The organism is Polaribacter uvawellassae, assembly GCF_039748955.1.
Lineage (GTDB): Bacteria > Bacteroidota > Bacteroidia > Flavobacteriales > Flavobacteriaceae > Polaribacter > Polaribacter uvawellassae.
Genome location: NZ_JBDIZN010000006.1, coordinates 101,176 through 125,944, shown reverse-complemented (window position 1 = coordinate 125,944; position 24,769 = coordinate 101,176). Strand labels below are relative to the sequence as shown.

Sequence of the window (24,769 nt, the reverse complement as noted above, 5' to 3'; positions counted from 1 at the left end):
TTAAGAGCGTGCAAAGGTACGTTAAATAATATGAATTAACCTAAGAAGGTTTAGTCTTTCTGTAAAGTCTTTAACTGCTTGTGGATTCTAGAACTACTGATAGAAGCATATCCGTTAACAATCTTACCTTTTTTATTTAACAATAAAACTCTTGGCAGTTGGCTTGTTAAAAATTCGTTTGCTTCGCTTTCTGAGTCGATAAAAAATTGTTGTTTGATGTCGATTCCTTTAATAGGTATTTCATTTGCAGAGGAAGAAGAAATTTTTACACCAATAAAATTAAGTTTTGGAAACTCTTTTGATAGGTAATTAATTCTTGATGATAAATACTCGCCACTGATGTAATTAGGATTCCAAAGGTAAATTACACTGTTTTTATTTTTTGTTAACTTTTTGATGTTGTGTTTTGCATTGGTAAAATCTAACACATCAAATGCAGGTAATAAACTTCCAGAATGTAAACTTTTTACATCGTTTATTAAACGCTGAATTTCCTTTTTATCCTCAATATCAGTGCTTAATTTAAAATACGTATAAAACGCTTCTTTATTAATACTACAAGTAGATTTGTCTAAAAAATCATTCACAACCATTTGTCGTAAAAAAGTATTTTTTAATTTCTCACTAGTAATACTTTCATCAATAGTATTTAATAATGCAACCGTAAATTCGTTTGATTTATTTGATAAACCTTTTGCATACACATTATTATAAAATCTATTTACAATGTATTGAGTATATGAACGTAAATACATTAAATCGCTATTGTTTAAGTCGATATTATTTCTGTAAGAATAAAAATCTGTATCTAATTTAGGAAAACCATCAGTTTTATTGATGTCTCTATATTTTGCGGGATATCTTTCAAATCTATTATAAATAGGATATTTAGCAACAATTTCTAAAATTTTAGAATAGTTTTCTGGTAATTCGGTTTGTCTAGCTTTAAAGTCATCAATTTTTACCTGTCTTAAATGCAATAAAGAATCTATTTTAGCTTTAAAGTCAGATGGTTCTAAGCCATAAAAAGAATAAATACGATGATTGTAGCGTTCTTTTTCATTATCTAAAAAACAATCAATTAAGATGTTGTTTTTTTCTGCACCAAAACCACTAAAAACTAAAGATTCATCAAAATCCCACGTATTTAAACGAATAGAAATACTATCCTTTGGTTCAATATAGATATATTGATTTTCGTTACCGTGAATAAAATAGTAGAAACCTTCATTAAAATCTTTAAACGATCCTATAAATTTATCTTCTTTGTCTAAAAATAAACTATCAATAAGTTTATCGTTTTGAAATAGCAGTACAAAATCTGTTTTTGGATGTATAATTTTACCTCCAAAATAAGTTAGATTTTCTTTATTAGAAGTTGTGCAGCTTCCAATTAGAATAAGTGCTACAAGAGAAAAACAATATTTTAAAAATCGATTCATTTATTCATTTTAAACTACAAGCAAAATTACATATACATCTTTCAATAACTTGTTAATACGTTGTTAAAGTATTAAAAAAAGAGCTCCTTTTAAATCTTTCTTTAACTTTTGTAATTTGTACTTTTATAAAAGGCAAGTATTCCATTTTTAAAGCTAAAAACAGCCAAAACTCCCTATAAATTTTATACTTTTGCAAAAATTTAAAATTATAGAAAAATGCTTACAGTTTCAAATTTATCAGTTCAGTTTGGTAAAAGAATATTATTTGATGAAGTAAACACAAAATTTGTTCAAGGAAATTGCTACGGAATTATTGGTGCAAATGGTGCAGGAAAATCTACTTTTCTTAAAATAATATCTGGAGAACAAGAACCAACTTCTGGGCATGTACATTTAGAGCCCGGAAAAAGAATGTCGGTTTTGTCTCAAGATCACTTTGCTTTTGATGAAATTCCGGTGTTAGAAACTGTAATTATGGGAAACAAAGAATTGTTTGCCATCAAAAAAGAAATGGATGCTTTGTATGCTGATTATACAGATGAAAATGCTGAAAAAATTGGTGAATTACAAGTAAGATTTGAGGAAATGAATGGTTGGAATGCAGATTCTGATGCTGCAGCAATGTTGTCTAACCTAGGAATTAAGGAGGATTTACATTATACGTTGATGAAAGATTTGGACGGAAAACAAAAAGTACGTGTGTTATTAGCACAAGCAATTTTTGGAAATCCAGATGTATTAATTATGGATGAGCCAACAAACGACTTAGATTTTGAAACCATTAATTGGTTAGAAAATTTCTTAGCAAATTACGAAAATACAGTAATTGTTGTTTCACACGATAGACACTTTTTAGATGCAGTTTGTACTCATATTTCTGACATTGATTTTGGTAAAATAAATAACTATTCAGGTAACTATACTTTTTGGTACGAATCTAGTCAGTTAGCTGCAAAACAAAGAGCGCAACAAAACAAAAAAGCAGAAGATAAAAAGAAAGAATTAGAAGAATTTATTCGTCGTTTTTCGGCAAACGTTGCAAAATCTAAACAGGCAACTTCTCGTAAAAAAATGATTGAGAAATTAAATGTTGATGATATTAAACCATCGAGCAGACGTTATCCTGCAATTATTTTTAAAAGCGAACGTGAAGCTGGAGACCAAATTTTAAATGTAGAAGGATTAGCGAAAAAGTTTGAAGGAGAATATTTGTTTAGCGATGTTCATATCAACCTAAATAAAGGCGATAAAGTTGCTATTATTTCTAAAAACTCTAGAGCTGTTACTGCTTTTTATCAAATTTTAAACGGAAAAGAAAAAGCAGATGCAGGTTCTTTTGATTGGGGAGTAACCACAACACAATCTTATTTACCGCTAGAAAATGCTGAGTATTTTACAAATGCAGAATTAGATTTGGTAGATTGGTTACGTCAATATGCACAAACAGAAGAAGAAAGAGAAGAAGTTTTTCTAAGAGGATTTTTAGGGAAAATGATTTTTAGTGGAGAAGAAGCATTAAAGAAATGTAACGTATTGTCTGGTGGAGAAAAAGTACGTTGTATGTTATCAAAAATGATGATGACAAGAGCAAATATTTTAATGTTAGATGAACCAACAAACCACTTAGACTTAGAATCGATTCAGGCTTTAAATAATTCGTTAATTAATTTTAAAGGAACTGTGTTGTTTTCTACACACGATCATGAGTTTGCACAAACAGTTGCAAATAGAATTATAGAAATTACTCCAAAAGGTGTAATTGATAGATATGCTACTTTCGATGATTATTTATCTGATCCAAAAATTAAAGAGCAACGAGAAAAAATGTATTTATAAAACAAAAAAAAGGAAGTTAATTAGCTTCCTTTTTTTATACTTATTTTTTAAATGTCACCTCGAGCGGAGTCGAGAGGTTTTATGAGTTCTCGACTCAGCTCGAACAGACAGGAATATTTATTTCTTTTGCAACGGACTAATAATTTTTACATCAGAAAAAGAAATAGCACCTCTAACAATTCCATCAATCGTTGTTTTTAGCGCTTCAATTAATTGCATTTTTAATTGCGATTTATGATAAATTAAACTGACTTCTCTAGCTGGTGGCGGACTTGTAAATTCGCGCAAATGACTTTTATCCACATCGTTTAAATCTAACGTATGTAAATAAGGAAGCAATGTCATTCCTAAACCTTCTTTAGTTAATTTGATAAGTGTATCAAAACTTCCGCTTGCCAATTGAAACGATTTTTTATTGTCTGCTTTGTATGTTCTACATAAATTGATAACACTTTCTTTAAAACAATGTCCGTCTTCTAACAACAAAATATCATCCATTTCTAACTCATCTGTATTGATTACTTTTTCTTTAAAAAGACGATGATTCTCTGGAATTAAACCTACAAAAGGTTCGTAATATAAAGGGCGTTCTTTAATGGCTTCGTTTTCTAACGGAGTGGCAGCAATTGCAGCATCAATATGTCCGTCTGTTAATTTTCGTATAATTTCTTCGGTAGTTAACTCTTCAATAATCAATTTTACTTTCGGATATTTTTTAGTAAAATTATTTAAGAACATCGGCAATAAGGTTGGCATAATTGTAGGAATAATTCCTAATTTAAATTCGCCGCCAATAAACCCTTTTTGCTGATGCACAATATCTGTAATTCTATTACTTTCATCTACTATAATTTTTGCTTGTTCTACAATTTTCTTTCCAATATCTGTCAACTCAATTGGTTTTGTAGATCGATTAAATATTTTAGCACTTAATTCGTCTTCTAGTTTTTGTATTTGCATGCTTAAAGTTGGTTGGGTAACAAAACTATGTTCAGCAGCGATTGTGAAATTCTGATATTCTGCCACAGAAAGCACGTATTTTAATTGTGTAATTGTCATTTCATCAATATTTTTGATAAAGATATTAAAACTATCAATTAAACTTATGGTTTTTAACTAAAATCTTATTGTAACTTTGATTTGAACATAAAAAAACACACTAAAAATGAATAAAACAGTATTAGGATTAGACAAAAAAGAAACAAAAGATTTGGTGAATGAATTAAATGTTTTGTTGGCTAACTTTCAAGTATATTATCAAAGTTTAAGAGGTTTACATTGGAATATTAAAGGGAAAAATTTCTTTGAATTACATGTAAAGTTTGAAGAGTTGTATGACGATTCTCAAATAAAAATTGATATGATTGCAGAACGAATATTAACTTTACAAGGAAGACCATTACATACTTTTAGCGAGTATACTTCTTTAGCAACAGTTCCTGTAGCTAAAGATATTTCTAACGATAGAGAAGCAGTAGAAGTAGTTGTAAATTCACTTAAAGAGTTGTTAAAAATAGAACGAGTAATTTTAGATAATTCTGGTGATGCAAATGACGAAGGAACAAATGCTATGATGAGTGATTTTATTGCAGAACAAGAAAAAACTATTTGGATGATGAACTCTTGGTTGGGAAAATAATTAAGTTTCAGTTATCAGTTATCAATATATATTGATAACTGATAATTTTTTCATTGTATTTTAAATTAACTCCAAAACTCACGTTTCTTGTTTAATTCTTCTTCTTGTTTTGCGTATTCTTCTGGTGTTAATACTTTTAAAAATGAAGGATGTTGTTCAATAGCAAGCTCAATTTTACTAACAATATCTGCTACAGATTCATTTTCATAGTCTATTTCTAAAGGTTCTTTAATAACCATAGATTGCAACACATTTCGTTTTTTTATAGCCAAACCTTTTTTATCAAAAGAGCGTCTAAAACCGTCAATAACCACAGGTACAACTACAGGTTTATACGTTTTAATTAGATGGGCAGTTCCTCTTCTAATGGGTTTAAAAGGCGTTGTTGTTCCTTGAGGAAATGTAATTACCCAACCATCATTTAAAGCTTTACCAATATTAGAAATATCAGAATTTTTTACTTGTCTGTTTACATTTTGTCCATTACTTCTCCAAGTTCTTTCTATTGAAACAGAACCAGCATACGCAAATATTTTAGGTAATAAACCAGAGCGCATGGTTTCGCCAGCGGCAACATAGTAAATATTTAACTTAGGTTGCCAGATATAACCAATGTTTTTAATATTATTATCTCTACCTTTTAAAGCAGCATTAAATACATGAAACATAGCAGTTACATCTGCAAAATACGTTTGATGATTAGAAACAAACAGCACGTTGTTTTCAGGTAAATCTCTTATAATTTCTGAACCTTCAATTTGTAAGTTGTTAAATCGTCTATATCTACCATGAGAAACGGCAGCAAAAATTCTAATAATCCATTTTTTCACAAACAGAATATGTCCAAAAGGATTTCTTTTGAATAGAGGCATTAATAGTTGGTTTTAATTTTACTAGTTAGTTACTTGCTAAAATACAAAAGAATATAGTAACACAGCTATTTTAATAATTCTTTAATTTCATTTAAAATCATAGCTGTTGCTCCCCAAACGATGTAATTATTTAGTTTAAAGCAAGGTACGTCAATATTTTTAGCGTAAGAAGTTGTAATATTTATTGTTGTTATGTTAGCATCGTCTAAAAGATCTTTTAGTAAAACATCAAAAGCAACCTCTACTTCATAATTTGTTTTAAAATCAGGTTTTTCTTCAGTAAATGCAATAAAAGGAGTCGCTAAAAAATTACTTGGCGGAATGTAGACATCGGTTATTTCTCTTACAACAGTAATGTTTTCTTTTAAAACGCCAACTTCTTCAAATGTTTCTCTTAAAGCAGTTTCTTTTAAGTTTTTATCCGATTTTTCTATTTTGCCGCCTGGAAAACTAATTTGAGCAGAATGTGTTCCTTTATAGCTAGCTCTTTGAGTTAGTAAAAAACAAGTTTCTCCTTTTTGATTAGGATAAAACAATGCTAAAACAGCCGCTTTCTTTGGGTTACTAGCAGCAATTTTTTTTGCATTATAGCTTAAACGCATTTTTGGAGCCAATCTAAACTGAGATTCCAATCCACCAATTTTTGCAGTTTGTATATGGTTTATTGAATTTATAAATGAAGTAAATTTCACTAGTTTCCTACATTTTTAAAACATCTTTTAAATCCAATTTTACTTAACATCTTTTTTTCAAAAGCCCAGAAAAAAGCAAACTGACCAAAAAGCCAACCATAAAAAACAATTAAGACTTGATAAAACGGAAAAATCAATAAAATTCGTAAAGGTCTATATATCCAAGGGTTTGTAGTTGCTTGTTCTAAACCAATAAGATTTAAAATAGGTTTTGCAATATATAAAGATGTAAATCCTGTTATAGAAAATACCAATAAAATGACAAAAACTTGCCAATTTGAAGTTAAACCCCAACGTTTTTTTAATTTTTCCATTTTTAAAAAATATGCAGCAAAAATACAACATGATTCTAGTTATTTAAAATTTAAACGAGTTGATTTCTAAAATAACGCTAAGAAATTTGGATGGAGGATTTTATTTTTTTTACCTTTCAAAACTTTAATTATAATTTTATTAAATGAAAAAATTAGCACTACACTGGAGAATACTATTAGGAATGTTGTTAGGAGTTATTTTTGCTCTGATTATGACAAACTTTGATTTTGGAAAAGATTTTATAAAAGATTGGATAAAACCATTTGGAACCATCTTTATCAATTCACTAAAACTAATTGCAATTCCGCTTATTCTAGCAGCACTAATTAAAGGAGTTTCGGATTTAAAAGATATTTCTAAGCTTTCTAAAATGGGAGGAAGAACTATTGGTATTTATATTGTTACTACTGTAATTGCTGTTTCTATTGGGTTAATGTTGGTTAATATTATTAATCCTGGAAAACAAATTACCGAATCTACAAGAACAGAAATGGTAGAAAGTTATAGTACAGATACCACAAAATATAAAGAGGAAGCTGCTAAACAAAAACAAGATGGACCTTTACAAGCTTTAGTTGATTTAGTACCAGAAAATATTTTTGCTGCAGCAACAAGTAATAGAAATATGTTACAAGTAATCTTTTTTGCAATGTTTTTTGGAATTGGATTGATCTTAATTCCTGAAGAAAAAGGAGAAACTGTAAAGAAATTTTTCGACGGATTTAACGAAGTCATTCTTAAAATGGTAGATTTAATAATGTTAGCTGCGCCATACGGAGTATTTGCTTTGTTGGCTGCTTTGGTTGTAGAATCGCCAAGTTTAGATTTATTTAAAGCATTAGGTTGGTATGCAATTACAGTTGTTGGTGGTTTAATGTTAATGATTGTAGTTTACAATATATTAGTTCTTGTTTTTACAAAAAAATCTCCAAGTTTTTTTATGAAAGCGATGGCACCAGCACAATTACTAGCATTTTCAACAAGTTCAAGTGCTGCAACTCTTCCGGTTACAATGGAAAGAGTTACAGAACATATTGGAGTAGAAGAAGAAGTAGCAAGTTTTGTTTTACCAATCGGAGCCACAATTAATATGGATGGAACAAGTTTATATCAAGCGGTTGCAGCTGTATTTATCGCTCAAGCATTTGGAATGGACTTAACTTTTGGAACTCAATTAGGAATTATTGCCACTGCAACGTTAGCATCAATTGGTTCTGCTGCTGTTCCAGGAGCAGGAATGGTAATGTTAGTTGGAGTTTTAGGTTATGCCGGAATTCCGGAAGCTGGTTTAGCATTAATTTTTGCAGTTGATAGACCGTTAGATATGTGTAGAACAATTGTAAACGTTACTGGAGATGCTGCTGTTTCAATGTTAGTTGCAAAATCTGTTGGTAAATTAGGTGAACCAAATATCCAAAATTGGGATGACAATTACGATGCGGTTAAATAAGTTAGAACCTTTAATTTTATAGAATGAATATTTGTTTTTTAATGTATCCTTGGGAAGATATTAAATCTCCTGAAAATGATACTTCGCTAGCGATCATTCACGAATGTGCAAAAAGAGGTCATGGTGTTGCTATTTGTACACCTGCCAATTTAACAATTAGAAATAGTGTTACAAATGCGTTTTGTACTATTATAAACAGAATGGATAAAATTCCTACAAATCTTAAATCATTTTATAATAAAGCTACAACAAGAGAAGAAATGCTTCCGTTAGCTGGTTTTGATGCTATTTTTATGAGAGCAGAACCGCCTTTAGATCCATTAATGTTAAACTTTTTGGATTCTGTTAAAGATGATGTCTTTATTATCAATTCTGTTCAAGGAATGCGAGAAGCAAATAATAAATTGTACACAGCAGTTTTTGAAGATCCAAATAATGAAATAATTCCTGTTACACATGTTTCAAAAAACAAAGATTATTTAGTCAAAATGATTGAAGAATCTGATTCTGATAAAATGATTCTAAAACCATTAAACGGTTTTGGTGGTTCTGGAGTTATTTTAATCGAAAAAGCGGCAATGGGAAACATCAATTCTTTATTAGATTTTTATATCAATAAAGGCGATGGAACATCAGATTATGTAATTTTACAAGAATATATAGAAGGGGCTGAATTAGGTGATGTTAGGATTTTATTATTAAATGGTTTACCAATCGGAGCAATGAGAAGAGTTCCTGGAGAAAAAGATCATCGTTCTAATGTTTCTGCGGGCGGAAGTATTCAAAAGCACAAACTAACAAAACAAGAAAAAGCACTTTGCGAAAAAATTGGACCAAAATTAGTAAAAGATGGTTTGTATTTTGTCGGAATTGATGTAATTGGTGGTAAACTAGTTGAGGTTAATGTTATGAGTCCGGGCGGTGTTACCTATATAAATAAAGTATATAAATTAAAACTTCAAGAAAAAGTTGTTGATTTCTTAGAAAGCAAAATTTTAGAAAAAAATGCAGCTTTTAGAAGAATGACTGATTTAAAAAATAAAGTAGAACAAGCTTAAAATTAATGGGTAATTTATTACAAATAGAAAAACCATTGGTTTCTGTAAATTGGTTGTATCAACATAAAGATGCAACCAATTTAGTAGTTTTAGATGGTACTATTCCTAAAGTTTCTCAAATAAATAATAGTGTAGAAAACCAAATTCCTGCAGCTCTTTTTTTTGACATTAAAAAAGTGTTTTCTATACAAGGTGCTGCTTTTCCAAATACGGCAATCAAACCAAATGATTTTGAACGAGAAGCTAGAAAATTAGGAATCAATAAAGATTCTTGCATAGTGGTTTATGATACGCATGGTATTTATTCTTCGCCAAGAGTTTGGTGGTTATTTAAATCGATGGGTTTTAACAATATTGCTGTTTTAGATGGTGGATTTCCAGCTTGGAAAAAAGCAAATTATCCAACAGAAAAAAAACAAAATCACATGGTTGAAATTGGTGATTTTGAAGTAAGGTATCAACCAGAAAAAATAGTTACTTCTGATGTTGTTTTAGAATCTGTTTTTAACAGAAACAAACAAATTGTTGATGCTCGTTCTTCAGGAAGATTTCATGCAACAGAATTAGAACCAAGAAAAGAAATAAGAAGCGGTCACATACCGACTTCTACTAATTTACCGTTTACTTCACTTTTAAACAATTTGGAATTTAAAAATCAAGAAGAATTAAAGCAAGAATTTCAAAAAATAAATCCTGAAAACAAAGAATTAATCTTTTCTTGTGGTTCAGGAATTACGGCTTGTATTTTAGCTTTGGGAGCAGAAATTGCAGGTTTTAAAGAAGTCTCTGTGTATGACGGATCATGGACAGAATGGGGAAGTTTAGCACATTTACCAATTGAAAAATAGCGAGATGTTAAAATTATCTATTGAAGAAATTATTCAGAAAATTCAGCAAGAAGAAATATTTGAAGCTGTTTCTAGCGACTATTCGTTTACCATAAAAATTGATGCATATGTTTATTATGCTTGTGGTGCTATTCACGACGGACATCAATTTAGAAAAGAATTATGGGAAAATTGTTTGCATACAGCATACGAACGTTGGTTTGAAGAAGATCCGGCAACGAAAGAAATGATTCAATCACATCCAATTGTAATTGCAGGAATGGATTCTAGATTTGAATACGATTTAAATCGTGCGCCAGAAACTGCAATTTATGATGATGCTTGGGGAAAACAATTGTGGAAAGCTGAATTGCCACAAGAAATGAAATTAAAAAGCCTTCAAAAACACACAAATTTTTATAAAGTTGTAGATGCTTTAATTTCTAAATTAGAAGAAAAATTTGGAGTTTGTGTTGTGTACGATATGCATTCATACAATTGGAAACGCTGGAGTAGAGAAGTGCCAACGTGGAATTTAGGAACTGGAAATGTTGATGAAAATCGTTTTGGAAAAGAAATAGAATCTTGGAGATTAATTTTAGAAAAAACGCCATTACCAAACGGAATTAAATCAACTTCAAAAATTAATGATACGTTTCAAGGAAATGGATATTTCTTAAAATATATTACTCAAAATTTCGAGAATACATTAGTGTTGGCAACAGAAATAGCAAAAATTTATTGCGATGAATTAAAGCAAATTATGTATCCAGAAGTTGTTTCTGCAGTAGAAAATTATTTAAAAATCGAATTAAAAAACCATGCAGAAACTTTTTATAAAGCACATAAATTGTAAATTTGTTGTTTCTTTTTAGATATTGAGTAATGATGAATGATACGCAAGTAAAAAACAAAACACTTTTTGAGATTGACAATCACATAGATGAGCTTGTAAAAAAAATTGAGCTCTTAAATTATGTGAATCCAACTAATATTGAATCTGAAAAAGAAAAGTTCTTCAATTCCAAATATTTAACAGATCCAAAGTTTAAATATCCGAAAAGAGATTTTGATAAATTTAAGCTTCACAAAGAGTTTTTTGCACAGTCAATTCATAAAATTGAAGACGAACGTTTAAGAGATTTGTATGAAGATATTATCTATTTTTATTCAGGTTTAATTCAATGTATAGAAACTATTGGCAAAGGTAAAAAGTTTTACTACAATAGCTTGCATTCTTTTGGAACACCAACTGAACAAGATGTTGAAAATGCAAAATTTATTCTTCATTTTGATAGTGAAGACATTAATTCTGATATTTTTAAACCAAAATATACAGCCAAAGAATCTGAACATTTTTTTAGAGAGTATTCTAAGAAATACGACTTTTCGTATGAGATAAAAAACTCATCAACTATGGGAGCAGTTGCGATGGTTTCTAATAGTATAAAAGCGTTGGTTTTGAATAACAATCATGTGTTTTCTGATAATGAAATAAATGTTTTAACTAACCATGAAATTGGTGTTCACATGGTAACAACTATGAACGGTTTATTGCATCCGTTAAAAATATTTTCTCACGGTTTCCCAAATAATGAAGAAACTCAAGAAGGTTTAGCAGTTTTTAGCGAATATATGTCTGGAAATTTAACAGTAAAACGTTTAAAAGAATTGGCATACAGAGTGTTGGCTGTAGATAGTTTGGCAAAAGGATATTCTTTTTCTAGGACATTTAGAATGTTGCATAACGATTATGATTTAGGAAGAGAAGAAGCTTTTTATATTTCGATACGTGCACACAGGGGTGGAGGTTTTACCAAAGATTACTTGTATTTAACGGGTTTAAAAAAGATTTATAGTTATCATAAAAATGATAAAGATTTAAGTTTATTGTTAACAGGAAAAGTATCGTTAGAATATGTTGATGATATTCAATATATGATTGACAACGGTTATGCTGTAAAATCAAAACACATTACAGATTCGTATTTAAAAAATAAAAATACCAGTAAAACGGTAGACTTTATTTTAGAGAGTTTAAAATAGTTATTTGTAATATTTTTTTCGCAGCCAAAACGAAACTCTAACCAATATAATTAATGCAGGAACTTCTACTAAAGGACCAATAACTCCTGCAAAAGCTTGTCCAGAATTCAGACCGAAAACAGCAATTGCAACTGCAATTGCTAATTCAAAATTATTTCCTGCTGCTGTAAAGGCAACAGAAGCTGTTTTATCGTAGGTAGCTCCCATTGCTTTTGTGACGAAAAAACCTATGATAAACATTAAAATAAAATAAATCAATAGCGGAATGGCAATGATTAAAACATCCATTGGAATTTCTACAATCAATTCTCCTTTTAAAGAAAACATGACAACAATAGTAAATAATAAAGCAATTAAGGTAATTGGAGAAATGGTCGAAATAAATGTTTCAGTATACCATTTTTCACCTTTTAGTTTTACCAAAATTAATCTGCTCAAAATTCCTAAAGCAAACGGAATTCCTAAATAAATAGCAACACTTTCCGCAACTGTATTTATAGAAATATCAACGATGGCTCCATCAAACCCAAAATAGGGCGGAAGCACGGTAATAAATATCCAAGCGTAAAAAGAATATGCAAATACTTGAAAAATACTATTTAATGCGACTAAACCTGCGCCATATTCACTGCTTCCCTCAGCCAAATCATTCCAAACCAACACCATTGCAATACAACGAGCTAAACCAATTAAAATGAGTCCAACCATGTATTCTGGATAGTCTTGTAAAAATGTAATTGCCAACACAAACATTAAAACAGGACCAATTACCCAATTTAATAATAATGAAATTGATAAAATTTTTGTGTTTCTAAAAACTTTTGGCAATAAAGCGTAATTAACTTTTGCTAAAGGTGGATACATCATTAAAATCAATCCAATTGCAATGGGAATATTGGTAGTTCCGCTATTAAATGAGTTGATGATGTTTGGAAAAGTAGGAATAAAATATCCAATTCCAACTCCAAAAGCCATTGCGATAAAAATCCACAATGTTAGGTAACGATCAAGAAAACTTAGTTTTTTAGTAGTTGGCATATTATGAGTTTATTTGAGTAAAAACAAAGTACATTTCTGTAGCAATTTGTATACTTCTTTCATTGTATTTTTCTTTCAGGATAGAAGTGTTATCATATTCTTTTGGATCATCAAACGGAATTGAAATTCTTTTTTCTGCTCCGACAACAAACGGACAACCTTCATCAGCTTGTGAACACGTCATAATTGCTGCAAATGCTGATTTTGGATTAAAATCAGAATCCAATGTTTTTGAAAAACCAATAATTGGTGCAGCTTCTTTTGAAAAAGAAATGTTGTAAACAGGATTTTTATTTTCAGTTTCCTTTGTGATTTTAAAACCTGAGTTTTTCAATGTTTCAACAATCATTGGAAAAAGAGCTGTTGTTTCTGTTCCTGCAGAATAACAATGCACATTTTTAACATTCAAATAATACGAAATTGTTTGTGCCCACACTTGTGCTAAGTGACTTCTACGAGAATTATGAGTACAAATAAAATTTAAACGAACTTCTTTATTTTCAACCTTTTTAGTTTTAATAAATTCAATTAAAGGTTGTAAAACTTCTTTTCGTTTACTTGAAATTTCATCAACATTTAATGTTGAAATAACTGTTTTGATAGTTTTAAAAATGTGCATTCTAGTAATCAATTAATTAACAACAACTTGTGTTTGGAGTGCAACAGTTTGAAGCTTCTATTTCAGAAAGACTTACTTTTGGTTTTTTGTTTGTTGTTCCTGGTTTTTCAGCATATACTGTTATACTAAAAATTCCGGTTGTTCCTTTATTAAAATTGGTAACTTCTTCATCACTTAAATATTTACTTAGAATATCATCAGGAATTGTAATTGGTTTTTCTTTCTGAATGATGATGTTTTGAAAACCGTTATTTTCAATCATTTGTAAATAATCTGCTCTTTGAATGGCCCCAGCAACACAACCTGCATACATTTCTGCATCTTCTTTTAAAGATTCTGGTAGATTTCCAATTAAAACAATATCAGAAATACTAAAATGTCCACCAGGTTTTAAAACTCTAAAAACTTCACTAATTACTTTTTGCTTGTTGGGAACTAAATTTAAAACACAATTACTTACAATGACATTAGCAATAGCATCACTAACTGGCATTTGGTCAATATCTCCTTCTCTAAACTCTACATTATTAATCCCAAGTTTATTGGCATTTTCTCTTGCCTTTTGAATCATAATTGGTGTAAAATCAATTCCAATTACTTTTCCTTCTGCACCAGTTTCATGCCTTGCAACAAAACAATCATTTCCTGCACCAGAACCTAAATCGATTACTGTATCACCTTTGTAAATTTTTGCAAACTGAGTTGGTAATCCGCAACCTAAACCTAAATCTGCATCTTCAATATATCCTTCGGTTTCAGAATAATCATCCATCATAATATTATATACTTTGTTTGATGGAGTAGTTGCACCACAACAAGATGCAGCATTTTCAGTTTTTCCCTGTTCTGCAATTTTTGCGTAACGTTCTTTAACGATATTTTTTAATTCTTGCTCATTATTCATTGTATGTGTTTTTATAATTTTTTATTTGTTTTTTAACAACAGTTTTCATTTTCTGTACTATCTTGATTTAAAAATTGAAACATAATTTCTTTCATCTTTTTCCAATTTTCTGAATGAATACAATAACAAACACTTGTTCCTTCTACATTCCCTTTTATCAACCCTAAATTTTTTAATTCTTTTAAGTGTTGAGATATTGTTGGTTGTGCCAATTTTATTTCGGTTACTAAATCACCACAAACACAAGCATCAATTTTAAATAAGTGTTGTAAAATTGCTACCCTTGCTGGATGACCAAATGCTTTTGCAAACAAGGCTATTTCATTTTGTTGATCTGTAAATATTTCTGTTTTTGTAATTCCCATTTATCTATGTATTTATACATTGCAATATTACGATTAATAATAATGCAATCAAACATTTTTTTATTTTTTTTAAAAAATTAAATGAACTCTTTTAATTCACTAAAGTCAGTAATTACTTTATCAGCATTTTCTAAGGTTTGATCTGCAGCTAACGGGTTTCTATATCCAAATACAAAGATGCCAGCGTCATTTGCTGCTTTTACGCCATTATCAGAATCTTCAATAACAATGCAGTTTTCTCTCGGAGTATTTCCTAATATAGCTGCTTTTTCAAAAATTTCTGGATGTGGTTTTGATTCTTTTAAATCGGCTCCACTTATTTTAGCCGTAAAATATTGATTTAAATCAAAGCGATTAAAAACACGATCAATATTAACCATGGCAGAAGAAGAGGCTAAAATTAAGGTGATTTCTTTCTCATAAAAATATTTGATGATGTCTTCTACACCTTTTACCAAATGTAATGTTGGGTCGTTTTCAAAAAAATTAACATAACGCTTTCTTTTTTGCAAAACCAATTCATTTGGGTCTTCATTTAAATTAAAATGCGCAATTAATCTTTGAAATGCATTGATGGTTGATGAACCTGTTAAGGTCTTATACAATTCTTCAGAAACATTTAATCCTAAAGAGATAAAGGTTTCGTAATAGGCTTTTTTATGGAGCAATTCAGAATCGATGATAACTCCATCCATATCAAAAATTACACATTTAATTTCTTTCATTTTACTTGCTTAGATGGTGCGAAAATACATTTTTATTCTAAAAACTTACTTTTTAATTCAGGAGTTGGTATCATGCAGCTCTCTTTTTTGCCAAACCATTTATAACGATTTTTTGCAATATAATCATAAAAGAAATCTCTAAACGCTTTTGGTAAAATCCAAAAAATTTGAAAAAGCATCCAGAATCTGCCAAAATGTTTTGCAATTTTTAAAGCTGCACTAGATTTACTATAATAGTTGTCTTTAGAAGTAACTAAAATAATAGAATCGGTTTTTTTTGTATCAATCTTAAAATGATTTGTTATTTGTTTTCCAATTTCTGATTGTAGAGAAGCAAATAAAAATAGATTTTGAGTATCTTTTTTTATAATTTTTAAAACAGAAGCATTACAAAAGTTGCAAACTCCGTCAAAAAGTACTAGTTGCTTATTTTTTAGGAGTTTATCAAGTAGATCCATCAGAAAAAATTATAATTAAAAAATTATCTTTTACAAATTTCCATAAAATTTATGAATTTCATGTAACAAATTTTGTTTTAAGACGTCAGATACACAGAAGTAATTAAAGAAATAGAAATGTTCGGTTAGATTAACCTTTAACATAACATTAATAGCTTTAAAAAAGCACAGTAATTACTTTCGCTAAAAATGAACTAATTAAGATGATAGAAATTAAAAAGCTACACAAATCTTATCCGATCGGAAAAGATTCATTGCATGTTTTAAAAGGGATTGATTTGCATATTAAAGAAGGTGAATTTGTTTCAATTATGGGATCTTCTGGTTCAGGAAAATCTACATTATTAAATATTGTTGGTCTTTTAGATGAACACGATGATGGAGAATACTTTTTAAATGGTCAGTTGATTAAGAACTTGAACGAAAAAAAAGCAGCAATTTTAAGAAATAAATTTCTAGGATTTGTTTTTCAATCATTTAATTTAATTTCATATAAAACAGCATTAGAAAACGTTGCATTGCCATTATATTATAAAGGAATTCCTAGAAAAGAACGTTTAAAAACGGCAATGGAATATTTAGATAAAGTAGAATTAAAAGATTGGGCAAATCATTTACCAAATGAATTATCTGGTGGACAAAAACAACGTGTGGCAATTGCAAGAGCATTGGTAACACAACCAAAAGTTGTTTTAGCTGATGAACCAACAGGAGCTTTAGATTCTACAACTACAGATAATGTTATGGATTTGCTAAGAGATATTAATAATGAAGGAATGACTGTTTTTGTAATTACGCATGAAGAAGAAGTTGCTGCACAAACCAAAAGAGTTGTTAGGTTAAAGGATGGTGTTATTATTAGTGACGAATTAACTAATCAAGCAAAAGCTGTATAATTTATGTTTGATTTAGATCGTTGGAGAGAAATTTTTCAAAGCATTAGTAAAAACAAATTACGTTCTGTAATGTCTGGATTTACCGTAGCTTTTGCAATCTTACTTTTTACATTGTTATTTGGTATTGTAAGTGGACTTAGTAATACTTTTAAAGATGCATTTGCTGATGATGCTGCAAACTTTATGTCTGTTAGAGTATGGAAAACAACCAAACCTTATAAAGGTTTACAAACAGGCAGAAGAATTCAATTAAAAAATAAAGATTTTAATTTTGTTAAAGATGAATATGATGCTAAAATTCAGCACTTAACAGCTAGAGTTAATAGAAATGTAAATATATCGTATAAAAACAAACAAGATAACTATAGCTTACAAGCAGTACATCCAGATCATCAGTTTTTAGAAAAAACTATTATTGAAGAAGGTAGATACATTAATGATAGAGATTTAAGAGAAAGAGCAAAAGTTATTGTTATTGGTCGTTTGGTTAAACAAGATTTATTTGGAGAAAAACCAGCACTAAGCAAGCGCATAAATGTTAGTGGAATATCATATCAAATTATTGGTATTTTTTCTGACGAAGGTGGAGATAACGAAGAACGTAAAACTTTTATGCCTGTAACTACTGCTCAAATGATTTATGGTAATAATGATAATATTAGTCAGATTGTTATTGGTTACAATCCGGATTTGAGCTTAGATGAAGCTATTGCGTTTGGAAATAAAATGGAACGTGATTTAAGAAAACAGTTAGATATCCACCCCGATGACCAAAGTGCTTTATCAATTCAAAATATGGCAGAAGCAAATCAAGGTGTTGGTGTTTTTGTAATAGCATTATACTTTATTGTAATTTTTATTGGTTCTGGAACATTAATAGCAGGAATCATTGGAATTAGTAATATTATGATTTTTGTAATTAAAGAACGTACCAAAGAATTTGGAATTCGTAAAGCTTTAGGAGCAAAACCATCATCAATTGTTGGTATGGTTGTGCAAGAATCAGTTTTAATAACAACTATTGCAGGTTATTTAGGACTTTTGCTAGGAACATATATTTTAACTTTAATAGGAGACAGTTTAGAAAAAGATTATTTTATAAAAGACCCAAGTGTAAGTCCAGGAATTGTAATAGGAGCAACTATTGTTTTGATTTTATCAGGATTGATTGCTGCTTATGTTCCGGCCAAAAGAGCAGCGAAAATTAAACCAATTGTAGCATTAAGAGCAGATTAAGATGAAATTTTTATTTGATTCAGATACATGGCAAGAAATTTACGGAAGTATCCGTAAAAATAAAATGCGTACAGCAATTACAATTATTGGTGTTTTATGGGGAATCTTCTTGTTGGTTGTATTGTTAGGAGCGGCAAGAGGAATAGAAAATAATTTTAATAAAATATTTGGAAGTTTTGCTACTAATAGTGTTTTTGTTTGGACACAAGCCACTGACACACCATTTAAAGGATTTCAAAAAAATAGAAGATTTAGTTTAACCTTAAGAGATGTTGAGATTTTAAAAAGTGAGTACAGCAATGAAATCAAGTTATTAGCTCCAAGAAATCAAACATCTAATTTAATTATTAAAGGATTTAAAACTGGTACTTTTCAGGTTAGTGGAGATTACCCAGTATTAGACAAAATTCAGAAAAAAGATTTAATGTACGGTCGTTTTTTAAACGAAAATGATATTTTATCCTACGCAAAAGTTTGTGTAATTTCTGAAGAAATGTACAAGCAATTATTTGAGAAAAATGAGTTTCCGATTGGTCAACTTGTTAAGATAAATAGTATCAATTACAAAGTTGTTGGGGTTTATAAACGATCAAACGGAATTAGTTTTGATGGCGATTCTGCCTACATTCCGTTTACTACTTTTCAAAAAGTATACAATACAGGAAATAAAATTGATTGGATGATGATTACTGCCAATGAAGGAATTGACATTGAGCAAATGGAAACAGATGTTTTATTAACCTTAAAAAATCTACACAAAGTACATCCAGAAGATAAAAGAGCATTTGGTAGTGTTAATCTTGGTGTAGAAATTGGAAAAGTAACAGGGTTTTTATCTGGAATGCAATTTTTAACATGGTTTGTTGGTATTGCAACACTAATTGCAGGAGTTTTTGCTATTGGTAATATCTTATTAATTACAGTTAAAGAACGCACAAAAGAAATCGGAATTAGGCGCGCACTTGGTGCAACACCAGTTAGTGTAAGAAGACAGATTGTATTAGAATCAATATTTTTAACTACAGTTGCAGGAATGTTAGGAATTGTCTTTGGAGCATTAGTCTTATTTGGATTGGATAAATTGGTAGGAAATGGAGATGATGCAGTATTGATAAATCCAACAGTAAATATCCCAATTATTTTAATAGCATTTTTAACATTAGCTGTATTAGGAACTTTAATAGGATTAATACCAGCATATATGGCAACAATAGTAAAACCAATAGAAGCATTAAGAGAAGAATAAACAAATAACAATTATGAGTAAAAGAGCAAAAATTATTTTAGCAATTATAGCAGTATGTTTTATAGCTGCACTTATTTGGTTCGGTAAAAAGAACAAAACAAATATTATAGAATTTGAAACTGAAACAGCTTTCACTACTACAATTGTTAAAAAAACTGTAGCAACTGGTAAAGTTGTACCGTTAGAAGAAGTAGAAATTAAGCCTCAAATTACAGGAATTATTGACGAAGTTTTTGTGTTAGAAGGAGCAATTGTAAAAACAGGAGATTTAATTGCAACAGTTAGAGTTGTACCAAATATAGCTTCTCTAAACAGCGCTACAGGTAGAGTTAAATCTGCAAAATTAAGTTATAACAACGCAAAAATTTCTTACGATAGAAATAAGAACTTACTGAATAAAGGTGTAATTTCTCGTCAAGAATTCGAAACTACAGAATTGAGTTTCAACAACGCAAAGTTAAATTTAGCGAATGCTGAATCTGATTTAGAAATTATTAGAAAAGGTTCTACTTCTGGATTAGGAAAAACAACAAATACAAACATTAGAGCTACAGCATCTGGTATGATTTTGGAGATTCCTGTTAAAAAAGGTTACCAAGTTACACAAACAAACGACTTTAATGCTGGTACTACAATTGCAAGTATTGCAGACATGACAAAAATGATTTTTGAAGGTAAAGTTGATGAGTCTGAAGTTAGTAAACTAATTGTTGGTACAGAAATTGAGGTTTCTTTAGGAGCGATTGAAGGAAAGAAATTTCCTGCAAAATTAAATTTTGTTGCACCAAAAGGAACAGAAGAAGGAGGAGCAGTACAGTTTAAAATTAAAGCAGATGTTACCTTAGATAAAAACAATTTTATTAGAGCTGGTTATAGTGCAAATGCTGATATTGTTTTAGAAAAGAAAGAAAATATTTTAGCAATTAAAGAAGCATTATTACGTTTCGATAAAAAAACAGAAGAACCTTATGTTGAAGTAAAAGTTGGAGATAAATTTGAAAAGAGAACTGTAAAATTAGGAACTTCTGATGGTGTAAATGTTGAAGTACTTTCAGGAATTACTAAAGAAGATCAAATTAAAATTTGGAATAAAGCTTCTAAGAAAGATGATGAAAATAAAAATGACTAATTCTTAAATTAGTATAAATAAAAAGAGGAAATTTCGAAAGAAGTTTCCTCTTTTTATTTTTGATATTATCTTTTTAATCTGAATTCCTTACATACCTTCTCCAAAATCCATCAGCGTCAGTATCTCCATAAATTTCTAAATTATTATTATCAATAAATATATACCCAGCTTCTCTTCCATTTGTGATAATTTTGTTATTATTTATATCAGTACTAAAAGAATAAATACCATTAGGTTTAGGCTTAAATGTTATTGATTAATCATTAATAATTTTTAAAAAGCCATCCTTTTGAAACTCCCAAATAATTTTCCTTTCGTCAAATTTTAAGGAAGGTATAAATGTTGCACCTAAAGTATATTCTACTAAACTCCATTTCCCATAAAAACGAGAATCTTTAGTGTCTTCAATTTCATTTTTTGTACATGAAAAAAATAAAATAGTAAAGCTTAAAAAAAGAGATAGTTTTTTCATGTTTTAATCTGAATACCTTACAAATCTGTACCATGGGCCATCAGAAGCCATGTCTCCAAAAATTTCAAGATTGTTTTCACTTGTGAATTTAAAACCAAAAGCAAAGTCATTAATTATAAATTGATTAATGGTATTATTACTATATGTTGTATATGGAAATACTCCATTACGCCTAGGGATTACCTTAATTCCTGGAGCATTTGTCACTATAAAACTATCATCATCTTTAAACTCCCAAATTATTTTGCCTTCATCATATTTTAATGGAGGAATATAAGTTGCTCCTAAAGTATATTCCACTAAACTCCATTTCCCATAAAAACGACTGTCTTTAGTATCTTCAATTTCATTTTTTGTACATGAAAAGAATAAAATAGTAAAACTTAAAAAGAATGCTAATTTTTTCATAATAGTTATTTTTCAATTTTAGTATATCCTTGCCCACCACTTGGAAATTGTGTAACATAGTAATTAGTACTCAACCATTCTCCACAACCACATTCATTAGATCTTCTGGCTTTTACAGTGATATAACCAGTAATATAAGGTTTAATTTTAACTTGTGAACTACCATTTTGACCTTGGATTAAAGAATAATTGACAGACCATTCCCAATTTGGCTCACTACTTGAATATTGAGGAATCCACATTGGTGTCCAATTGTTTAAATACAAACCACCACTTATATTCCCTGGATATGGATGAATTCCAATAACTCCATTACTATACCCAAAAGGTACGCCAACATCAAAATTAATCATCTCTAATTCTATACCATTAACAGTTGCTTTTACAAAGCCAGAACCAAAAGAGCTCGAAGTTAAGGCTCTAATAGTGATAGCATTATTAGAACTCGAAACAATTTCTACGTTATCAGATTTTTCCCATACAGTAGTATAACTAGAAGCGTTGTATTTATTATTTATTGTTACAGTTTTTGTGTTAGTATTACACAGCCTATCTGTAATGGTGGTTGCATAGCTAAACGGAGTACAGGTATCAGAAGACACATGTTTTAAATGAGCAAGGTTTAATAATGCTTCTCGCATTCGTTTTCCTTGAAGAGGAGAAAAACGAGTTCTGCAACCATATCCGGCATACGACATAATCAATGTTCCATCCGGCTCATACTTATCTCCAACAGGATCTTCTTTGTACTCAGCCCAAGTACAAGTTACATTATCTATTGGAGTTATAAAATACGGATCAGCTGGTGTATCAGCAATATAATCACCACAATTCTCTCTATTTACTTGTGAACCATTTACATATTCTGTACATTGATTTGGGTCACTTCCTGTAGAGCTATTCTCAGTAACCGTACCATGAAAAGTATGGTATAAATTTAAAACATGCCCAATTTCGTGCGAAACAGTATGGGTTCTTACCAATGGACCCGAAACCCATACTTCCGTATTTTTTCCAATTCCGATTGATTTTCCAGCTCTAAAATGATAATTATCGTCAAACAAGTAAATATCAATACCATCTTCATTATTATTAATTTCAAAAACATCAGTTGTTTTTTCCCAAACTTCATTACCATAAATAGCATTGTTTTTAATGATATCAATAGTATTGTCCCAATTAAAAAAAATATTGTGTGGATTAAAGGCTTCATTTATTAGTCGAAAAGCTTCGTTGGCATCATCTGTGGTTTTTCCGCCAGAACCATCACTTTTTTTAATAATATGAAAATAGACTTTTACACAAAATGTATCATTAGCCGTAGATTCTATTACGGGGTTTAACATTTCATAAATTTCTAACTCAGTTTTAGTATTAGAAGGTGTTAGGCATTCTTCTGTCTGAGACAGTACAAAGTTGCTAATAAACAATACGACAAGGAAAGTGATTTTTGTTTTCATAATTCATAGATTTTAATTTTCTTTTTTATAAATATATAAAAAAGAATTGAATTACAATGTAACTAAAACAAAATCAATGATTTAAAAAAGAAAATCCAATACCAATATTAAAAATGTTATAACCACTATTTGGCATTTGAAAATTAAAATTTGAAACATGTCCAACTCCGCCAAAAAACTGAATAGAAATTTTCTCGTTAAACTGATAATCCAATCCTAAATTTCCATTTTCTATAAAAGTAAAACCTTTTGCTAGTCGCTCTGTTTCTGTATCAATAAAGCTAAATCCTAAACTAGCTTGTAAAAAAACACTTAGGTTTTTATAGAGTTGTTGCTTTGCCTCTAAACTAAATTCTATTGCAGTTATTGTTAGATTTTTTAACTGTGTAAATCGTTGTCGTTTTTCGAGATAATTGTCTTCTTCAGGTCTTACAAATTGTTCATTATACAATTGGTGTTTTACAAATTGAATTTGAGGTTGAACAACTAAAGAAATTTCAATTGTTTTGAGTTTTGTTATTGGAAAGTATAATTGTCCTTTTAGGGTATTTGTTCTGTAGAAATAATCGGCATCATCAAACAAAAAGTTGTTTTCGTTTCCTTGCGATACTTGTATTCCGTATTTAGTTATAGTAAAAAAACTCTTAGTTGATTTTTGTCCGTAAGATTTGGCAATCAAACAAACAAAAATCAAAAATATAAAGAGTTTTTGTTTCATTATTAAGCAAATTGCTTTGCTACTTTTTCAGCGCGTCTGTTTTCAGAATAATCATAAAAGCCTTCGCCAGATTTAACGCCTAATTTCCCAGCTCTAACCATATTAACTAATAACGGACAAGGAGCGTATTTTGGGTTTTTAAACCCGTCGTACAATACATTTAAGATGGATAAACAAACATCCAATCCAATAAAATCTGCCAATTGCAAAGGGCCCATCGGATGCGCCATTCCTAACATCATTACTGTATCAATTTCTTTAACTCCAGCAACATCGTTGTACAATGTTTCAATAGATTCATTAATCATCGGCATTAAAATTCTGTTGGCAACAAAACCAGGATAATCGTTTACTTCTACCGGAATTTTATTGATTTTTTTTGTCAAATCAACAGTAAATTGCATCACTTCATCAGAAGTATTATAACCTCTAATAATCTCTACCAATTTCATAATTGGCACTGGGTTCATAAAATGCATTCCGATTACTTGTGCTGGTCTTTTTGTTACCGCAGCAATTTGAGTAATAGAAATCGAAGAAGTATTTGTTGCTAGAATTGTATCTTCTGGACAAACTTCATCTAATTCTCTAAAAATATTTAATTTTAAATCTACATTTTCTGTAGCAGCTTCCACAACCAAACTAGCATATTGAACTCCTTCTTTGATAGAAGTGTAAGTGGTAATATTATTTAATGTATTGTTTTTATCAGCTTCAGAAATTTTTTCTTTGGCAACCATTCTATCTAAATTCTTGGTAATAGTTGCAATTCCTTTTGCCAAAGCAGTTTCAGAAATGTCTATTAATTGCACTTGAAACCCAAATTGAGCAAAAGTATGTGCAATTCCATTTCCCATTGTTCCTGATCCAATTACAGCGATGTTTTTCATGTATGTATTATTTAAAAATTTGTTATTC

27 protein-coding genes are annotated in these 24,769 nt (G+C 29.8%); 11 read left to right on the top strand and 16 right to left on the bottom strand.

The window, feature by feature from the left end:
• Nucleotides 1-50: 50 nt before the first annotated feature.
• Nucleotides 51-1,442 (bottom strand): TlpA family protein disulfide reductase, encoded by a 1,392-nt coding sequence (locus ABDX67_RS12225; protein ID WP_347175318.1) that lies wholly within the window; start codon nucleotides 1,440-1,442, stop codon nucleotides 51-53.
• A gap of 216 nt (nucleotides 1,443-1,658) precedes the next feature.
• On the opposite strand from ABDX67_RS12225, the gene ABDX67_RS12220 reads away from it, so the two are divergent.
• Nucleotides 1,659-3,278, top strand: coding sequence for an ABC-F family ATP-binding cassette domain-containing protein (locus tag ABDX67_RS12220; protein ID WP_347175317.1), 1,620 nt, complete (start codon nucleotides 1,659-1,661; stop codon nucleotides 3,276-3,278).
• A 117-nt stretch (nucleotides 3,279-3,395) separates the two neighbouring features.
• Here the strand turns inward: ABDX67_RS12220 and ABDX67_RS12215 are convergent, their stop codons facing one another.
• On the bottom strand, nucleotides 3,396-4,337 hold the full coding sequence (locus tag ABDX67_RS12215) for a hydrogen peroxide-inducible genes activator (RefSeq protein ID WP_347175316.1): 942 nt from the start codon (nucleotides 4,335-4,337) through the stop codon (nucleotides 3,396-3,398).
• Nucleotides 4,338-4,443: 106 nt separating this feature from the next.
• On the opposite strand from ABDX67_RS12215, the gene ABDX67_RS12210 reads away from it, so the two are divergent.
• Entirely contained in the window at nucleotides 4,444-4,917 is a 474-nt protein-coding gene (locus ABDX67_RS12210; protein WP_347175315.1) for a Dps family protein, read from the top strand.
• A gap of 65 nt (nucleotides 4,918-4,982) precedes the next feature.
• On the opposite strand, the gene ABDX67_RS12205 is transcribed toward ABDX67_RS12210, so the two are convergent.
• From ABDX67_RS12205 to ABDX67_RS12195, 3 genes are all read right to left on the bottom strand, one after another.
• Nucleotides 4,983-5,789 carry a lysophospholipid acyltransferase family protein gene (locus ABDX67_RS12205; RefSeq protein WP_347175314.1) on the bottom strand — a complete coding sequence of 269 codons (807 nt, stop codon included), beginning with the start codon at nucleotides 5,787-5,789 and terminating at the stop codon, nucleotides 4,983-4,985.
• 65 nt (nucleotides 5,790-5,854) lie between these two features.
• Nucleotides 5,855-6,481: an NUDIX hydrolase gene (locus tag ABDX67_RS12200; protein ID WP_347175313.1), complete on the bottom strand. Its 627-nt coding sequence runs from the start codon at nucleotides 6,479-6,481 to the stop codon at nucleotides 5,855-5,857.
• The gene (locus tag ABDX67_RS12195) at nucleotides 6,481-6,795 is read right to left on the bottom strand and encodes a DUF6787 family protein (protein WP_347175312.1); all 315 of its coding nucleotides are present in this window, start codon (nucleotides 6,793-6,795) and stop codon (nucleotides 6,481-6,483) included. The genes ABDX67_RS12200 and ABDX67_RS12195 overlap by 1 nt, the downstream gene beginning before the upstream one ends.
• Nucleotides 6,796-6,938: 143 nt before the next feature.
• Between ABDX67_RS12195 and ABDX67_RS12190 the strand changes: the two genes are divergently transcribed.
• The 5 genes from ABDX67_RS12190 to ABDX67_RS12170 are packed head-to-tail and all read left to right on the top strand — an operon-like array spanning nucleotide 6,939 to nucleotide 12,177.
• Complete coding sequence (locus ABDX67_RS12190) at nucleotides 6,939-8,246, top strand: dicarboxylate/amino acid:cation symporter (RefSeq protein WP_347175311.1); 1,308 nt, start codon at nucleotides 6,939-6,941, stop codon at nucleotides 8,244-8,246.
• A gap of 23 nt (nucleotides 8,247-8,269) precedes the next feature.
• Nucleotides 8,270-9,304, top strand: a complete 1,035-nt coding sequence (gene gshB / locus ABDX67_RS12185; protein WP_347175310.1) for a glutathione synthase — start codon at nucleotides 8,270-8,272, stop codon at nucleotides 9,302-9,304.
• 5 nt (nucleotides 9,305-9,309) lie between these two features.
• On the top strand, nucleotides 9,310-10,152 hold the full coding sequence (locus tag ABDX67_RS12180; RefSeq protein ID WP_347175309.1) for a sulfurtransferase: 843 nt from the start codon (nucleotides 9,310-9,312) through the stop codon (nucleotides 10,150-10,152).
• Nucleotides 10,153-10,156: 4 nt separating this feature from the next.
• Complete coding sequence (locus tag ABDX67_RS12175; protein WP_347175308.1) at nucleotides 10,157-10,987, top strand: N-formylglutamate amidohydrolase; 831 nt, start codon at nucleotides 10,157-10,159, stop codon at nucleotides 10,985-10,987.
• A gap of 29 nt (nucleotides 10,988-11,016) precedes the next feature.
• Nucleotides 11,017-12,177, top strand: a complete 1,161-nt coding sequence (locus ABDX67_RS12170) for a peptidase MATCAP family protein (RefSeq protein ID WP_347175307.1) — start codon at nucleotides 11,017-11,019, stop codon at nucleotides 12,175-12,177.
• Here ABDX67_RS12170 and arsB read toward each other — a convergent pair whose 3' ends face one another.
• The 6 genes from arsB to ABDX67_RS12140 form a co-directional block, all read right to left on the bottom strand.
• The gene (gene arsB / locus ABDX67_RS12165) at nucleotides 12,178-13,215 is read right to left on the bottom strand and encodes an ACR3 family arsenite efflux transporter (protein WP_347175306.1); all 1,038 of its coding nucleotides are present in this window, start codon (nucleotides 13,213-13,215) and stop codon (nucleotides 12,178-12,180) included.
• Between the two features lies 1 nt (nucleotide 13,216).
• The gene (locus ABDX67_RS12160; RefSeq protein ID WP_347175305.1) at nucleotides 13,217-13,834 is read right to left on the bottom strand and encodes a low molecular weight phosphatase family protein; all 618 of its coding nucleotides are present in this window, start codon (nucleotides 13,832-13,834) and stop codon (nucleotides 13,217-13,219) included.
• 16 nt (nucleotides 13,835-13,850) lie between these two features.
• Nucleotides 13,851-14,738, bottom strand: a complete 888-nt coding sequence (locus ABDX67_RS12155; protein ID WP_347175304.1) for an arsenite methyltransferase — start codon at nucleotides 14,736-14,738, stop codon at nucleotides 13,851-13,853.
• 32 nt (nucleotides 14,739-14,770) lie between these two features.
• Nucleotides 14,771-15,103 (bottom strand): ArsR/SmtB family transcription factor, encoded by a 333-nt coding sequence (locus ABDX67_RS12150; RefSeq protein WP_347175303.1) that lies wholly within the window; start codon nucleotides 15,101-15,103, stop codon nucleotides 14,771-14,773.
• Nucleotides 15,104-15,180: 77 nt separating this feature from the next.
• A complete protein-coding gene (locus ABDX67_RS12145) occupies nucleotides 15,181-15,828 on the bottom strand; it encodes an HAD family hydrolase (RefSeq protein ID WP_347175302.1) in 648 nt (215 codons plus the stop codon).
• A gap of 32 nt (nucleotides 15,829-15,860) precedes the next feature.
• Nucleotides 15,861-16,286 (bottom strand): thiol-disulfide oxidoreductase DCC family protein, encoded by a 426-nt coding sequence (locus ABDX67_RS12140; protein WP_347175301.1) that lies wholly within the window; start codon nucleotides 16,284-16,286, stop codon nucleotides 15,861-15,863.
• Between the two features lie 203 nt (nucleotides 16,287-16,489).
• On the opposite strand from ABDX67_RS12140, the gene ABDX67_RS12135 reads away from it, so the two are divergent.
• From ABDX67_RS12135 to ABDX67_RS12120, 4 genes are read left to right on the top strand one after another with little or no spacing between them, the layout of a single operon-like run.
• Nucleotides 16,490-17,182: an ABC transporter ATP-binding protein gene (locus ABDX67_RS12135; RefSeq protein WP_347175300.1), complete on the top strand. Its 693-nt coding sequence runs from the start codon at nucleotides 16,490-16,492 to the stop codon at nucleotides 17,180-17,182.
• 3 nt (nucleotides 17,183-17,185) lie between these two features.
• Nucleotides 17,186-18,418: an ABC transporter permease gene (locus ABDX67_RS12130; protein WP_347175299.1), complete on the top strand. Its 1,233-nt coding sequence runs from the start codon at nucleotides 17,186-17,188 to the stop codon at nucleotides 18,416-18,418.
• A gap of 1 nt (nucleotide 18,419) precedes the next feature.
• The gene (locus tag ABDX67_RS12125; protein ID WP_347175298.1) at nucleotides 18,420-19,664 is read left to right on the top strand and encodes an ABC transporter permease; all 1,245 of its coding nucleotides are present in this window, start codon (nucleotides 18,420-18,422) and stop codon (nucleotides 19,662-19,664) included.
• A gap of 13 nt (nucleotides 19,665-19,677) precedes the next feature.
• A complete protein-coding gene (locus tag ABDX67_RS12120) occupies nucleotides 19,678-20,793 on the top strand; it encodes an efflux RND transporter periplasmic adaptor subunit (protein WP_347175297.1) in 1,116 nt (371 codons plus the stop codon).
• A 256-nt stretch (nucleotides 20,794-21,049) separates the two neighbouring features.
• On the opposite strand, the gene ABDX67_RS12115 is transcribed toward ABDX67_RS12120, so the two are convergent.
• The 5 genes from ABDX67_RS12115 to ABDX67_RS12095 form a co-directional block, all read right to left on the bottom strand.
• Nucleotides 21,050-21,265, bottom strand: a complete 216-nt coding sequence (locus ABDX67_RS12115; RefSeq protein WP_347175296.1) for a hypothetical protein — start codon at nucleotides 21,263-21,265, stop codon at nucleotides 21,050-21,052.
• Between the two features lie 3 nt (nucleotides 21,266-21,268).
• Nucleotides 21,269-21,673 carry a hypothetical protein gene (locus ABDX67_RS12110; RefSeq protein ID WP_347175295.1) on the bottom strand — a complete coding sequence of 135 codons (405 nt, stop codon included), beginning with the start codon at nucleotides 21,671-21,673 and terminating at the stop codon, nucleotides 21,269-21,271.
• Between the two features lie 5 nt (nucleotides 21,674-21,678).
• Nucleotides 21,679-23,133, bottom strand: a complete 1,455-nt coding sequence (locus tag ABDX67_RS12105) for a zinc metalloprotease (protein ID WP_347175294.1) — start codon at nucleotides 23,131-23,133, stop codon at nucleotides 21,679-21,681.
• A gap of 73 nt (nucleotides 23,134-23,206) precedes the next feature.
• The gene (locus tag ABDX67_RS12100; RefSeq protein ID WP_347175293.1) at nucleotides 23,207-23,851 is read right to left on the bottom strand and encodes an acyloxyacyl hydrolase; all 645 of its coding nucleotides are present in this window, start codon (nucleotides 23,849-23,851) and stop codon (nucleotides 23,207-23,209) included.
• 2 nt (nucleotides 23,852-23,853) lie between these two features.
• Nucleotides 23,854-24,741, bottom strand: coding sequence for a 3-hydroxyacyl-CoA dehydrogenase family protein (locus ABDX67_RS12095; RefSeq protein ID WP_347175292.1), 888 nt, complete (start codon nucleotides 24,739-24,741; stop codon nucleotides 23,854-23,856).
• Nucleotides 24,742-24,769 lie beyond the last annotated feature (28 nt).

What these genes read in the sequence shown, in the direction of transcription:
- ABDX67_RS12155 (WP_347175304.1), bottom strand. Translation starts at nt 14,738, where the DNA reads ATGAATAATGAGCAAGAATTAAAAAATATCGTTAAAGAACGTTACGCA.
- ABDX67_RS12190 (WP_347175311.1), top strand. Translation starts at nt 6,939, where the DNA reads ATGAAAAAATTAGCACTACACTGGAGAATACTATTAGGAATGTTGTTA.
- ABDX67_RS12205 (WP_347175314.1), bottom strand. Translation starts at nt 5,789, where the DNA reads ATGCCTCTATTCAAAAGAAATCCTTTTGGACATATTCTGTTTGTGAAA.
- ABDX67_RS12175 (WP_347175308.1), top strand. Translation starts at nt 10,157, where the DNA reads ATGTTAAAATTATCTATTGAAGAAATTATTCAGAAAATTCAGCAAGAA.
- ABDX67_RS12100 (WP_347175293.1), bottom strand. Translation starts at nt 23,851, where the DNA reads ATGAAACAAAAACTCTTTATATTTTTGATTTTTGTTTGTTTGATTGCC.
- ABDX67_RS12180 (WP_347175309.1), top strand. Translation starts at nt 9,310, where the DNA reads ATGGGTAATTTATTACAAATAGAAAAACCATTGGTTTCTGTAAATTGG.
- ABDX67_RS12160 (WP_347175305.1), bottom strand. Translation starts at nt 13,834, where the DNA reads ATGCACATTTTTAAAACTATCAAAACAGTTATTTCAACATTAAATGTT.
- ABDX67_RS12130 (WP_347175299.1), top strand. Translation starts at nt 17,186, where the DNA reads ATGTTTGATTTAGATCGTTGGAGAGAAATTTTTCAAAGCATTAGTAAA.
- gshB (WP_347175310.1), top strand. Translation starts at nt 8,270, where the DNA reads ATGAATATTTGTTTTTTAATGTATCCTTGGGAAGATATTAAATCTCCT.
- ABDX67_RS12105 (WP_347175294.1), bottom strand. Translation starts at nt 23,133, where the DNA reads ATGAAAACAAAAATCACTTTCCTTGTCGTATTGTTTATTAGCAACTTT.
- ABDX67_RS12125 (WP_347175298.1), top strand. Translation starts at nt 18,420, where the DNA reads ATGAAATTTTTATTTGATTCAGATACATGGCAAGAAATTTACGGAAGT.
- ABDX67_RS12140 (WP_347175301.1), bottom strand. Translation starts at nt 16,286, where the DNA reads ATGGATCTACTTGATAAACTCCTAAAAAATAAGCAACTAGTACTTTTT.
- ABDX67_RS12145 (WP_347175302.1), bottom strand. Translation starts at nt 15,828, where the DNA reads ATGAAAGAAATTAAATGTGTAATTTTTGATATGGATGGAGTTATCATC.
- ABDX67_RS12110 (WP_347175295.1), bottom strand. Translation starts at nt 21,673, where the DNA reads ATGAAAAAATTAGCATTCTTTTTAAGTTTTACTATTTTATTCTTTTCA.
- ABDX67_RS12135 (WP_347175300.1), top strand. Translation starts at nt 16,490, where the DNA reads ATGATAGAAATTAAAAAGCTACACAAATCTTATCCGATCGGAAAAGAT.
- arsB (WP_347175306.1), bottom strand. Translation starts at nt 13,215, where the DNA reads ATGCCAACTACTAAAAAACTAAGTTTTCTTGATCGTTACCTAACATTG.
- ABDX67_RS12225 (WP_347175318.1), bottom strand. Translation starts at nt 1,442, where the DNA reads ATGAATCGATTTTTAAAATATTGTTTTTCTCTTGTAGCACTTATTCTA.
- ABDX67_RS12150 (WP_347175303.1), bottom strand. Translation starts at nt 15,103, where the DNA reads ATGGGAATTACAAAAACAGAAATATTTACAGATCAACAAAATGAAATA.
- ABDX67_RS12210 (WP_347175315.1), top strand. Translation starts at nt 4,444, where the DNA reads ATGAATAAAACAGTATTAGGATTAGACAAAAAAGAAACAAAAGATTTG.
- ABDX67_RS12115 (WP_347175296.1), bottom strand. Translation starts at nt 21,265, where the DNA reads ATGAAAAAACTATCTCTTTTTTTAAGCTTTACTATTTTATTTTTTTCA.
- ABDX67_RS12120 (WP_347175297.1), top strand. Translation starts at nt 19,678, where the DNA reads ATGAGTAAAAGAGCAAAAATTATTTTAGCAATTATAGCAGTATGTTTT.
- ABDX67_RS12195 (WP_347175312.1), bottom strand. Translation starts at nt 6,795, where the DNA reads ATGGAAAAATTAAAAAAACGTTGGGGTTTAACTTCAAATTGGCAAGTT.
- ABDX67_RS12220 (WP_347175317.1), top strand. Translation starts at nt 1,659, where the DNA reads ATGCTTACAGTTTCAAATTTATCAGTTCAGTTTGGTAAAAGAATATTA.
- ABDX67_RS12170 (WP_347175307.1), top strand. Translation starts at nt 11,017, where the DNA reads ATGATGAATGATACGCAAGTAAAAAACAAAACACTTTTTGAGATTGAC.
- ABDX67_RS12215 (WP_347175316.1), bottom strand. Translation starts at nt 4,337, where the DNA reads ATGACAATTACACAATTAAAATACGTGCTTTCTGTGGCAGAATATCAG.
- ABDX67_RS12095 (WP_347175292.1), bottom strand. Translation starts at nt 24,741, where the DNA reads ATGAAAAACATCGCTGTAATTGGATCAGGAACAATGGGAAATGGAATT.